This window comes from Pseudomonas fluorescens (assembly GCF_018614775.1).
Classification (GTDB): Bacteria; Pseudomonadota; Gammaproteobacteria; order Pseudomonadales; family Pseudomonadaceae; genus Aquipseudomonas; species Aquipseudomonas fluorescens_BY.
In genome coordinates this window covers 37,764-49,503 of the sequence record NZ_JAGGOF010000017.1, presented here as the reverse complement: position 1 = coordinate 49,503, position 11,740 = coordinate 37,764, and the positions used below count along the sequence as shown (strand labels likewise).

Sequence of the window (11,740 nt, the reverse complement as noted above, 5' to 3'; positions counted from 1 at the left end):
GTTCAGGCTCGCTCCCACAGGAGGCTTCGGTGAAGGATGAGTTTGCGTCCACCACGAGCCCAAGTGTGGGAGCGAGCCTGCTCGCGATAGCGAACTACCCGTCGACATTGTTGTTGCCTGACACTCCGCCATCGCGAGCAGGCTCGCTCCCACATGGGTTCCGTGTCGGGCTACAGCGTGAAGTCGCCTTCCGCCACCAGCTCGCTCAACGGCCGGCGCGGGCTTGGGGTTTCTCGGGCCTGGAGGTAGTCGGCCAGGGTGGATTTGTCCCCCAGCTTGCCAATCGCCACGGCTGCATGCAGGGCGTAGCCCTCGGGGATCTTCAATTCCTGGCGGGTCAGTGCCTGGTCGAAACCGGCCATGCCGTGGGTGTGCCAGCCGCTGAGGCTGGCTTGCAGCGCCAGGTGGCCCCAGGCTGCGCCGGTGTCGAAGGTGTGGCACAGCGCCGGGGTTTCTTCGGTGGCGCCGGGCACGGCGAAGGTGGTTTTCGACGCGATGATCACCAGCGCCGAGGCGTGCTGGGCCCAACTGCGGTTGAATTCATTGAGCAGGCCCAGGTAGCGCTCCCAGTTCGGCGTGTCACGGCGCGCATAGAGGAAACGCCACGGTTGCGAGTTGTACGCCGACGGCGCCCAGCGTGCGGCCTCGAAAAAGCCCAGCAGGGTTTCTTCGGCAATGCTTTCGCCGGTAAAGGCGCGTGGCGACCAGCGTTCGATGAACTGGGGATGAATGGCGTAATCGGCAATGCGGGAACTGGCGCTCATGGGCGTACCTGTCAGGGCTTTGGGAAAGTGATGAAACAACCTACGTGGCGGCGTTCGGCCTGGCAAGGCCCCGCCTACCGACAGTCGCCAATGCTTGGCCTGAGGAGGCCCCGGCACTAGACTGTCGGCCTTTTCACCACCTGATATTGATGCTTGAGCCATGGCCGCCAAAGTCGAACCGTTCTGGATACGCAAAACCCTCGATCAGCTCGATTCGCAGGAGTGGGAATCGCTGTGCGACGGCTGTGGCCTGTGCTGCTTGCAAAAACTCGAAGACGAAGACGACAACAGCGTCTACTACACGCGCATCGCCTGCAAACTGCTGGACCTGAAGACCTGCCAGTGCAGCGATTACCCCAACCGCCGCGACTTCGTGCCCGATTGCATTCAACTGACGCCGGGCAAGGCCGATGAGTTCAAGTGGTTGCCGCCAACCTGCGGGTATCGGCTGGTCAGCGAGGGCAAGGACTTGCCGTTGTGGCACCACCTGGTCTGCGGTGATCGCGATGCGGTGCACCACGAGCGCATTTCCCAGTCCGGACGCATGCTGGCCGAAGGCAGCGTGCCCGAGGACGATTGGGAAGATTATCTGATTTTTCGCGCCGGCTGAGCCGCCGGGCGTCGCTGGCAGGGAGAACCCATGGCTGCAGGATTGAAACGGATGCTGGCGGCCGGGCTGTTGGCGGTGTGCGCCCCCGTGTGGGCAGCGCAGAAGGTCGATCTGGATTATCACGTGCACCTGTTGCCCCAGAGCGACCAGGCCGAAGTGCGCCTGACCCTGGCGCGAGGCTCGGCGGTGCGCAGCCTGGATTTCGATCTTGATGATGGCAGCCGCTACAGCGACTTCAAGGCCGACGGCCAGTGGCAGCTGACCCCCGGCAAACACACCCGTGGCGTCTGGCGCCCGACCGCTGACAAGGCGAGCCTGAGCTATCGGGTGCGCATCAGCCATGCGCGCAAGACCGGCGCCTTCGAAACCCGCATGACCCCGACCTGGGCGCTGCTGCGCGGTGATGACCTGGTGCCTCCGGCCAAGCTCGACCAGCAGGACGGTGTGGAGTTGGTGGCTCGCCTGGAGGTTGAACTACCTGATGGCTGGAAAAGCGTCGAGACGCCGTGGCCGCGTATCGGCAAGCAACGTTTTCGCATCGACAACCCTTCGCGCCTGTTCGACCGCCCCACGGGCTGGATGCTCGCCGGCAAGCTCGGCAGCCGCCGTACGCGCCTGGGCGAAACCGAAGTCACCGTGGCTTCGCCGCGGGGCCAGGGCATGCGCCGGATGGATGTGCTGACGCTGCTGACCTTTGTCTGGCCGCAGGTGCAGGCGGTGGTGCCGCGTCATCCGGCCAAACTGCTGATTGTCGGCGCGGGGGACCCGTTGTGGCGCGGTGCCCAGGGCGGCCATGAGTCGATTTACCTGCACAGTCGTCCGCCCCTGGTGAGTGAGCGGGGCAGCAGCCCGTTGTTGCGCGAATTGATGCAGGTGCTGGCGCGGGTCAATGATCGTGATCGCAGCGACTGGATCAGTGAGGGGCTGACGGAGTTCTATGCCGTCGAACTGCTGCGCCGCGCAGGCGGCATGAGCGATGAGCGTTATCAGGCCCTTAATGACCGGTTGGCCCGGGACAGCAAGGGTGTCACGACCTTGCGCGGCGAACAGGTCGGCCCCGCGACAGTGGCAAAGGCGGTGTTGCTGTTGCAGGAACTGGACCGTGAGATCCGCCTGAAAACCCGCAACAAGCGTTCGCTGGATGATGTACTGCAGGGAGCGATGCGCTTGGAAACGGTCGATACCAAGGCGTTCGTGCAGCTCAGTGAAAGCATCCTGGGCGGCGCTTCCACTGTGCTGGATAGCCGGCTGCTTCAGTAACACCGCTATCGCGAGCAGGCTCGCTTCCACATGAGATCTGCGGCGGACACATTATCTGTGGCCGGCTCGGTCAATGTGGGCGCGAGCCTGCTCGCGATGGGGCCATCAGCCCCAGGCGCAAAAACTCAGATTCCGACTTTCGGCGAAACCAGCGAATCATTGCCTGTCACTGTCGCCGTGCCCGTCGCCGCTTCGGCGTTGGCTTTCAGGCGGCTCAGCTCATCGCCGGCCTGTTCGATCCGGGCGCGGGCGTTGCTGAGGTTCTGGCGATTTTTTTCCAGCAGGGTCTTGGCCGAGCAATGCCCGGTGATGCCCCGCGCCAGCGCCATGCCGCCGATGGCCAGTTGAGCCAGACCAATCACCCCGCCACGGCGCAAGCCCTTGCCCATCATCAGCACCCCGCCGGCCAGTGAGCCAATACGCTCCCAGCCGTGGACGTTTTTTGGCGGATGCGATTGGAAAGGGGTGGTTTCAATCGGCTCGAATGGATTGTTATCGCTCATGATCTGTCTCCAGTGTGGGAATGGGTATAAAGCTGACTGCCTGAGCGATTCCCTTGTTCAATCGGATTTTGCACCGGTCAGCGGAATTGCGGCCCGGAGCGCGTGTTGTTGCCTTTGGCCATGCGATCGTACAACACGACGTTGACGGTGGCGGCCAAGTTCATGCAGCCGGTAGTGGGGATGTACACCACGTCCTCGCACCAGTCGCGAATGTCTTTGTCCAGCGAGCCATCTTCGGGACCGAAGATATACAGCGCCCGATCCGGGTGGGTGTATTCGGGCAGGGGGCGCGCACCTTCCACCAACTCCACGGCCACGGGCACGCAGCCCAGGGGCAGGATTTTCTTCAGGTCGTCGATGCCGATCAGCGGGATGTCGTAGTGGACTTTCTTGGTGTCGGTGACAAAGTCGGCGGCGCGCTCGTAGCGCTTGCCGGTGTAGAACACCGACGCCACGCCGTAGCAACCGGCGGCACGCATGACCGAACCGACGTTTTCCGGCGACTTGGGGTTGAACAGACCGATGCAGCTGTAGCGTTTATTGGCCACGGGCGGGGTGCCTTTGGGGAAAAGGCGCGATTATACGGGGAATGGGGGAGGGTGGGTCAGTGTCGAGATTGGCGGTGACTGTTGTCTCGTCATCGCGAGCAGGCTCGCTCCCACAGGGGGACGCATTTCAAATGTGGGAGCGAGCCTGCTCGCGATGACGGAGGTAGCCGTGGCTCAGGTCATTCGTCCTTCTTCATCAACCCAGCCAGCGCGGCGAAGGGGTTGTGGGTCGCCTTGGCGATTTTCGGGCTGCTCAGGGAGCCGTCGCCGAAATACTGCTGGTCGGTGTAGCGCGAATGCTCGTTGTCGTGGCAGTACAGGCACAGCAGTTCCCAGTTGGAACCGTCCTGCGGGTTGTTGTCGTGGTTGTGGTCACGGTGGTGAACGGTCAGTTCGCTCAGGCGCTTGCCGGAAAATTCACGGGCGCAGCGGCCACAGACATGCGGGTACATTTTCAGGGCTTTGTCGCGGTAGCCCATCTCACGGTCGCGCTGGGCGTCGGCGAGGATGCGGTCCAGCTTGGCGGTGTTGGACGGTGGCGTTGACGAACTCATGGGTTCACCTTGGTAAAAAGACGGATGACGGTTGAAGGCAGTTTAGCTCAGCCCCTGAGCTTCTCGGCAATCCAGATGGTATGACGGGTGCCTTTGTTGCCGTGGGCGAACACCTGCACCTCTTCGGCCTTGAAACCGGCCTTCTTGAGCTTGTCGGAAAACTGTCGGTCAGCGCTGGCCGACCACACCGCCAACACCCCCTTGGGCCGCAAGGCCTTGGCGCAAGCCGCCAGGCCACCGGCCGAATACAGCCAGCTGTTGGCTTTCTGGGTCAGGCCTTCAGGGCCATTATCGACATCCAGCATAATCGCGTCGAAACCCTGGGGTTCGGCCTGCAGGACCTTGGCCACGTCCTCCATGCGGATCACCGTGCGCGGGTCCGACAGCGGCCGTCCGGCCTTTTCACCCAGGGGGCCACGGTTCCACTCGACCACGCCGGGCACCAGCTCGGCGACGACGACTTCGGCGTTTTTACCCAGATGCTTGAGGGCCGAGGCGAGGGTGAACCCCATGCCGAGGCCGCCGATCAGCACGCGCGAGCCAGGACGTCCGGCGACCTTGCGGCAAGGGATCTCGGCCAGGGCGTCTTCGGAACCGTGCATGCGTGTGTTCATCAACTGCCCGCCGTCACCGCCCTGGATCTTGATGACGAAGTCTTCGCCGTACTCGAACAGGCACAGGGCGCCGCCGTTATCCGGAATAGGGGTGGTGTCGAGCAGAACAAAACGTTTCATGGAGATCTCATAGAAGGGCAGACCGGCACAGTAGCGTCTAGCCTGAAGGTTACAGTAGCCACGGAGCCATTGATGAAGTCGATCATTCTAACGGCCATTGCCCTGACGGTGCTCTCAATAAGTTGCGCGCGGGCCCAGCAGCCGACGATTCCGGTCAACCCGCCGAGCATCCCCGGATCGCCCGGCACTGCGACACCGATGCCGTACCCGCCGGTCGCGCCCAGCGGTGTGCCCAAGGCTGGCCCCGGCAGCGCCGGCCCGCCCTTGCTGCCGCCGATCGAAATGCCCAGGCCACCCAAGGACCAGCCGCTACCGGGCATGGAGCCGCAGGCGCCGAAGGCCAAGTCGCCGGGCGGTTGAGCCCAATCCTGTGTGACTGATGACGAACCCTGTGGGAGCGAGCCTGCTCGCGATAACGGTGTGTCAGTCAACAAGGATGCTGGCTGATCCATCGCCATCGCGAGCAGGCTCGCTCCCACAGGATGGATGGACTGGCTGACTCAGCTTCAGACCTGCTGCGACAACAACTGCCCGTCGGCCATGCGCAGGCGCTTGGACAGCGAGACAGCGAGGGCGCGGATGATCTTGGCGGCGACTTTGGGGGCGTCGTTGAGCATTTTTTCCAGGGACTCCTTGCCCAGGTTCAGCAACTGGCAATGACTGGCGGCGATGCAACTGGCCGAGCGTCGCTCGCCATCGAGCACGGCCATTTCGCCGAACGCCCGGCCGCTGCGCAAGGTGGCGATGGTCACCGGTTGCCCGTCGGGCCCGGTTTTCTGCACGGCCACCTGGCCGGTGTGGATGATGCACATGAAGCTGCCGGCATCACCCTCACGGAAAATCGCCTCGCCCTCGGCGATGGCGCTGATGCTGAAATAGCCCGACGCCGCGGCGAAGTCGACAGGCTGCAACTGGTCGAACAGACCGCAGTCCATCAGCCAGTCACGGATTTCTTTGTTCAGTAAGGTCGGTTCGGACATGGTGTCACGGTCTTTTTTCTTGTGATCTTTACAGTTTGGAATCACCCCCTTGTGGGAGCGAGCCTGCTCGCGATGACGGCGTGCCAGTCAACAATGAAGCTGGCTGATCTGACGCCATCGCGAGCAGGCTCGCTCCCACAGGGGGCTCGGCCGGATCAGAGCTTGCGCATGAAGCTAAGACCCGGCCACCCCACAGAGTTCCTCAAACCTTGCCCAAAACCTTCAAGATAAACCCATATTCGAGCGCTACGTCACGCAAACCCTGGTAGCGACCGCTCATGCCGCCGTGGCCGGCTCCCAGTTCGGTCTTGAGCAGCAAAGGGTTGTCATCGGTCTTGGTGGCGCGCAGTTTCGCCACCCACTTGGCCGCCTCCCAATACTGCACCCGACTGTCGTTGTAGCCGGCGATGACCAGCAGCGCCGGGTACGCCTGGGCCCTGACGTTTTCGTAGGGGGCGTAGGCGCGGATCCGATCATAGACCTCTGGCTCCTCCGGGTTGCCCCACTCATCGTATTCGGTGACGGTCAGTGGCAGCTCGGGGTCGAGCATGGTGTTGAGTACATCGACGAACGGCACTTCGGCAATCGCCACCTTGAACAGCTCCGGGCGTTGATTGAGCACGGCGCCGATCAGCAGGCCACCGGCGCTGCCGCCGCTGATCGCCAATTGATCAGCGGTGGTGAAGCCGTTGGCGATCAAATGCTCGGCGCACGCGATGAAGTCGCTGAAGGTATTGTGCTTGTGCTCCTGCTTGCCGGCGCGGTACCAGGCCTCACCGAGTTCACCGCCACCGCGCACATGGGCAATGGCAAACGCCACGCCGCGGTCGAGCAGGCTCAGCCGGGCATGGGAAAACCACGGGTCGAGGCTCTGCCCGTAGGCGCCATAGCCATACAGGTACAGCGGCACCGGCTGGCCGAGGGCTTCGCGCTTGACCACCAGGCTGATGGGCACCTGCGTGCCGTCCGGTGCCGTCGCCCAGATCCGCTGGCTGACGTAGGCATCGGCGTCGAACGGGCCCAGCACCGGCGTTTGCTTGAGCACCACCTGGTCGCCGCTGGCGAGGTCCAGCTGACGGATCTGCGCCGGGCGGTTCAAGGCTTCGTAGCGCAGGCGAATGCGCTCGCTGGAAAATTCCAGGCTGTTCTGCACATGCAGGCTGTAGGCAGCGTCTGGCAGTTGCACCCGATACTTCGGCAAGTCTTGTGGGTGAACTTCGATAATGGGCAGGCCGCCTTCACGCAGGCTCAGGGTCATGGCCCCGGCGTTCAGGCTCAGGCCGTCGATCATCACCGTTTCGCTGTGGGGGATGAGGTTCTGCCAATCGGCTTCGGTCGGTGCCATGCCGGTGTCGGCGGCCTGGTACAGGGCGAAGTTGATGCCGTCGCGGTTGCTGCGGATCAGCCAGGTCCATTGACCATCGAGCAGGCCATGGTCGACGTCGTATTCGTGGTTCTCCACCCGTGGCGCCAGGCACGTGAACGGCTGTTGCGGTTGTGCGGCGTCCAGTACCCAGGTTTCGCTGGTGGTCTTGCTGTCCAGGGACAGGATCAACTGCCGCTCGGAGCTGGAGCGGTAGCAATGCAGGAAGAAACGTCCGTCCGGCTCATGGAAGACTTCTTCGGCGGCGGTACCGTCCAGGCGATAGCGCCAGAGCTTGTGCGGGCGATGGGTCTCGTCCAGTTCACCGAAGAACAGCGTCAGGCTGTCGTTGGCCCACGTCATGCTGCCGTCGCAGTTTTCGAAGGACAGTTCGCTGACCCTGTCGTTGGACAATTCCTTCACGAACAGGGTGTAGATCTCATCACCGCTGGTGTCCAGGCTATAGGCCAGGCGCTGATGATCGGGGCTGATACTGAACGCACCGAGGGAAAAGAACCCGCCGCCGGCCAACGCGTTCGGGTCCAGCAGCAGCTGTTCACGGTCCTCATCCACGTTCAGGCTGTCGTCGGCCGGACGCGGGCAGCGGTAATGGCGCGGGTACTCGTCGCCAGCCGTGGTGCGGGTGTAATACAGGTATGGCCCCCAAGGCGAGGGCAGGGACAGGTCGGTCTCGAGGATTCGGCCCTTGATCTCCTGGAACAGGCGCTCGCGCAGTTCGGCCTGGTCGGCGAGTTGGCCTTCCTGGTAGCTGTTTTCAGCCTTGAGGTAGTCGAGCACGGCGTCGGTGTCGCGTTCCTGCAGCCAGGCGTACGGGTCAACACCGGCGTCCCTGTGGGCAATCGGGGCGTTGGAAACGTGGGCAGATAAGGACATGAAAGGCTCTCGAACGTTGTACGAAAAGGGGCTTGGCAGACGCCGGGGCAGCCTGACGAGCGAAAAGTCGTTACTATAAGCGCCTCTTTGCCTGCCTTGCCATGGACACCATGACCGAGAACGACTATCTGATCGCCTGGGGCCTCTACGCTTTCGCGGCCCTGGGCTGCCTGTTGGTGTGGATGCGCATGACCCGCTGGATGTGGCGCTGGTTGCGCGAGCCGCTGCGGTTGCTGATGGCGGTGTTGCTGTTCTGCCCCACCATCATCGACCCGGTGAAGGACAAGTTTGCCCCGGCGGTGGCCATTGTCGCCCTGGACGTAATGTTCAAGGTCGGCAACAACGTCTGGCGGGCCGCGTCCGACCTGCTCATGTACGGCATGATCGCTTTCGGCGTCTACTTGATCTTCGTGTTGATCCGTTTCCCCATCGAGCGTGCCTCCAACGCTCGCAAGGAGCGGGCCGCCGCTGCCAAAGCCGCTGCAGCCGATGAACCGCAGGATGAGCCGCCGTTCGGCGTCGCCGGCGATGACCGTTACGGTCGCCCGCCGGTGCCGAGCAACCCCCAGCGTTCGCGCATCGAACCGCGTCTGTGACCCGGCCTGCCCCTTGAAGCGAGAGTCCGAGCATGTGTGAGTTATTGGGCATGAGCGCCAATGTGCCGACCGACATCGTGTTCAGCTTCACCGGGCTGATGCAGCGTGGCGGCAAGACCGGGCCGCACCGCGACGGCTGGGGCATCGCCTTCTACGAAGGCCGTGGCCTGCGCCTGTTCCAGGACCCGGCCGCCAGCAGCGAGTCGGAAGTGGCGAACCTGGTCCAGCGCTATCCGATCAAGAGCGAAGTGGTGATCGGGCACATCCGCCAGGCCAACGTCGGCAAGGTCTGCCTGTCCAACACGCACCCGTTCGTGCGGGAGTTGTGGGGCCGCAACTGGTGTTTTGCCCACAATGGTCAACTCGCCGATTTCCAGCCAGGCGTGAGTTTCTACCGCCCGGTGGGCGATACCGACAGCGAAGCGGCGTTCTGCGATTTGCTCAACCGGGTGCGCCAGGCGTTCCCGGAGCCGGTGGACGTGGAGCAATTGCTGCCATCGCTGATCGAGGCCTGCACCGAGTACCGCAGCAACGGCGTGTTCAATTGCCTGCTCAGCGACGGCGACTGGCTGTTCTGCTATTGCTCGACCAAACTGGCCCAGATCACCCGTCGCGCGCCATTCGGCCCGGCGCGGCTCAAGGATGTCGACGTGATCGTCGATTTCCAGGCCGAAACCACGCCCAACGACGTGGTCACGGTGATCGCCACTGAACCGCTGACCGAAAACGAAACCTGGACCCGCTACGAGCCGGGCCAATGGAGCCTGTGGCGACGCGGTGAATGCGTCAGCCAGGGCCGGACCGAATAAGGACGTCACGCTATGTTGCTCAGTTATCTACGGTTGGTGTTGTTTGCTGTGGGCCTGCTGGTTGGGGTCCAGGTGCCGGGTTTCATCAGTGATTACGCCAAGCGGGTCGAGGCCCACCTGATCGAGGCACAAACCGGCCTGCAAGGTTTCCAGGGTACCGCCAACCAGTTTTTCAAGGGCGACATGCAGGCCCTGGTGGCCCATTACCGCGCCAGCGAGGACCCGATCTTTCGCAGCGACGCCGACAGCCTGAATACCTTGCTCGTGCGCCAGCAGGCCCTGGACAAGCAGTTCCAGGCCATGCAAGGCCCTTGGTACATCCGCTTGCTGCAAGTGGCACTGGCCGCCGATCCGGACATTCGCAAGGAAACCTGGAACGGCTACAGCTACCAGATATTGCTGACCCCCGAGGCCATGGTCTGGGGTATCAGCGGCGCGATGCTGCTGTCGTTTGGCCTGGAATGCCTGTTCCGCCTGATCGACTGGGTGGTGCTGGGTGGCAAACGCCTGCGCCAGAGCCGGCCGATTGAAGAGCGCGACCTGCGCGGGCTCTGACGCTTCCAGAAGCGGAACGCGGAGCGTCCCTGGCGGCGTTCCCACGCGGGAGCGTGGGAACGATCCTCCGCTCTCCCTCCTGATGCACCACCCAATCAACTTTTTCTTATGACCCGTCCGAGGTTTTATTAGTTGGACGCGACGGCGCGTGCGCTCAAGAATCATGGCACCCGGTCCCGACGTTTGCAGCGTCGAGGCTCAGAACAATAAAACCGTGGAGAACCACCATGAGTGCACCCGACACGCTCGGCGTCCCCGAGTCCCAGGCCCGTTCCGGCCCGTTCGATTGGTACCGCAACATCAACCAGCAGGAACGCCGCACGTTCTGGAGTTGCAAGATCGGCTACGCCCTGGACGGCATGGACACGCAGATGCTCAGTTTCGTGGTGCCGACGCTGATCGCGATGTGGGGCATCACCACCGGGCAAGCGGGGCTGATTCACACCAGCACCCTGATTGCCTCGGCCCTGGGCGGTTGGGTGGCGGGCATTCTCTCGGACCGCATCGGCCGGGTGCGCACGCTGCAACTGACCGTGCTCTGGTTCGCTTTCTTCACCTTCCTGTGTGGTTTTGCCCAGAGCTATGACCAGCTGTTGATCGCCCGCACGTTGATGGGCTTCGGTTTTGGCGGCGAGTGGACCGCCGGCGCGGTGTTGATGGGCGAAGTCATCCGCGCCAAGGACCGTGGCAAGGCGGTGGGCATGGTGCAGTCGGGTTGGGCGCTGGGTTGGGGCATGACGGCGATTCTGTATGCGCTGCTGTTCTCGGTGCTGCCGCCGGAAGACGCCTGGCGCGCCTTGTTCATCCTCGGCATTGTCCCGGCGGTGTTCGTGATTTTCGTCCGCCGGCTGGTCAAGGACCCGGAGGTCTACAACCAGGCAAAGGCCCGGCAAACCCCGAGCAATCCGGCGAAGTTCTACGAGATTTTCGCCCCGGGCATACTGTCCACCACCATCCGCGCCTCGCTGTTGACCACCGGTGCCTTGGGTGGCTACTACGCCATCACCTCCTGGCTGCCGACGTTCCTGAAGAATGAACGGGGCTTAAGCGTGCTGGGCACCGGCGGGTACCTGGCGATGGTGATCGTCGGCTCCTATGTGGGTTACGTTATCAGCGCGTATTTGTCGGACATCCTGGGGCGCAAGAAGAATTTCGTCCTGTTCGCCGTGGGCTCGTTCACCATCGTGTTGCTGTACACCCAGGTGCCAGTGAGCAACAACGTGATGCTCTGGCTGGGCTTTCCCCTGGGTTTCTTTGCCTCGGGGATGTTCAGCGGCATGGGCTCGTTCCTCACCGAACTGTTCCCGACGCGCATTCGCGGTTCGGGCCAGGGTTTCTGCTACAACATCGGGCGGGCGGTGGCGGCGTTGTTCCCACTGTTGATCGGTTTGCTGAGCCAGAAGGTGCCGCTGAGTGTCGGCATCGGCGCATTCGCGGCGGTGTCCTACGGCGTGGTGATCCTGGCGGCCTTGAGCCTGCCGGAAACCCAAGGCAAGCAGTTGGAAGCCGAGTAACTGATAACCTGTGGGGCGCATGCCCCATAGTCAGAAAAGAAAGCACCTACAGGAGC

The 11,740-nt window shown here is 63.0% G+C and carries 14 protein-coding genes; 7 read left to right on the top strand and 7 right to left on the bottom strand.

Features of this window, described 5'->3' with window-relative positions; translation table 11 throughout:
* Positions 1-170 precede the first annotated feature (170 nt).
* Entirely contained in the window at positions 171-764 is a 594-nt protein-coding gene (locus J7E36_RS05020; RefSeq protein ID WP_215000491.1) for a nitroreductase family protein, read from the bottom strand.
* Between the two features lie 160 nt (positions 765-924).
* Here J7E36_RS05020 and J7E36_RS05015 point away from each other — a divergent pair, with 160 nt between their 5' ends.
* Complete coding sequence (locus J7E36_RS05015) at positions 925-1,374, top strand: YcgN family cysteine cluster protein (RefSeq protein ID WP_215000490.1); 450 nt, start codon at positions 925-927, stop codon at positions 1,372-1,374.
* A gap of 30 nt (positions 1,375-1,404) precedes the next feature.
* Positions 1,405-2,634 carry a hypothetical protein gene (locus J7E36_RS05010; RefSeq protein ID WP_215000489.1) on the top strand — a complete coding sequence of 410 codons (1,230 nt, stop codon included), beginning with the start codon at positions 1,405-1,407 and terminating at the stop codon, positions 2,632-2,634.
* Positions 2,635-2,759: 125 nt separating this feature from the next.
* Here the strand turns inward: J7E36_RS05010 and J7E36_RS05005 are convergent, their stop codons facing one another.
* The 4 genes from J7E36_RS05005 to J7E36_RS04990 all read right to left on the bottom strand — a co-directional run bounded on the left by J7E36_RS05005 (position 2,760) and on the right by J7E36_RS04990 (position 4,973).
* Positions 2,760-3,137, bottom strand: a complete 378-nt coding sequence (locus J7E36_RS05005; protein ID WP_215000488.1) for a YgaP family membrane protein — start codon at positions 3,135-3,137, stop codon at positions 2,760-2,762.
* Positions 3,138-3,214: 77 nt separating this feature from the next.
* Positions 3,215-3,685 (bottom strand): RNA methyltransferase, encoded by a 471-nt coding sequence (locus J7E36_RS05000; RefSeq protein WP_003198862.1) that lies wholly within the window; start codon positions 3,683-3,685, stop codon positions 3,215-3,217.
* Positions 3,686-3,864: 179 nt separating this feature from the next.
* A complete protein-coding gene (locus J7E36_RS04995; RefSeq protein ID WP_014337063.1) occupies positions 3,865-4,239 on the bottom strand; it encodes a YajD family HNH nuclease in 375 nt (124 codons plus the stop codon).
* 47 nt (positions 4,240-4,286) lie between these two features.
* Positions 4,287-4,973, bottom strand: a complete 687-nt coding sequence (locus J7E36_RS04990; protein WP_215000486.1) for a spermidine synthase — start codon at positions 4,971-4,973, stop codon at positions 4,287-4,289.
* A 72-nt stretch (positions 4,974-5,045) separates the two neighbouring features.
* Here J7E36_RS04990 and J7E36_RS04985 point away from each other — a divergent pair, with 72 nt between their 5' ends.
* Positions 5,046-5,333 (top strand): hypothetical protein, encoded by a 288-nt coding sequence (locus J7E36_RS04985; protein ID WP_215000484.1) that lies wholly within the window; start codon positions 5,046-5,048, stop codon positions 5,331-5,333.
* Between the two features lie 146 nt (positions 5,334-5,479).
* On the opposite strand, the gene J7E36_RS04980 is transcribed toward J7E36_RS04985, so the two are convergent.
* A complete protein-coding gene (locus tag J7E36_RS04980) occupies positions 5,480-5,953 on the bottom strand; it encodes a cyclic nucleotide-binding domain-containing protein (RefSeq protein ID WP_215000482.1) in 474 nt (157 codons plus the stop codon).
* A gap of 202 nt (positions 5,954-6,155) precedes the next feature.
* On the bottom strand, positions 6,156-8,210 hold the full coding sequence (locus tag J7E36_RS04975) for a S9 family peptidase (RefSeq protein ID WP_215000480.1): 2,055 nt from the start codon (positions 8,208-8,210) through the stop codon (positions 6,156-6,158).
* 101 nt (positions 8,211-8,311) lie between these two features.
* Between J7E36_RS04975 and J7E36_RS04970 the strand changes: the two genes are divergently transcribed.
* From J7E36_RS04970 to J7E36_RS04955, 4 genes are all read left to right on the top strand, one after another.
* Complete coding sequence (locus J7E36_RS04970; RefSeq protein WP_215000478.1) at positions 8,312-8,806, top strand: MFS transporter; 495 nt, start codon at positions 8,312-8,314, stop codon at positions 8,804-8,806.
* A gap of 32 nt (positions 8,807-8,838) precedes the next feature.
* On the top strand, positions 8,839-9,615 hold the full coding sequence (locus J7E36_RS04965; protein ID WP_215000476.1) for a class II glutamine amidotransferase: 777 nt from the start codon (positions 8,839-8,841) through the stop codon (positions 9,613-9,615).
* A 12-nt stretch (positions 9,616-9,627) separates the two neighbouring features.
* On the top strand, positions 9,628-10,170 hold the full coding sequence (locus J7E36_RS04960; protein WP_135844208.1) for a DUF2937 family protein: 543 nt from the start codon (positions 9,628-9,630) through the stop codon (positions 10,168-10,170).
* A 227-nt stretch (positions 10,171-10,397) separates the two neighbouring features.
* On the top strand, positions 10,398-11,684 hold the full coding sequence (locus J7E36_RS04955; RefSeq protein WP_215000474.1) for an MFS transporter: 1,287 nt from the start codon (positions 10,398-10,400) through the stop codon (positions 11,682-11,684).
* The last annotated feature ends 56 nt before the right edge of the window (positions 11,685-11,740 follow it).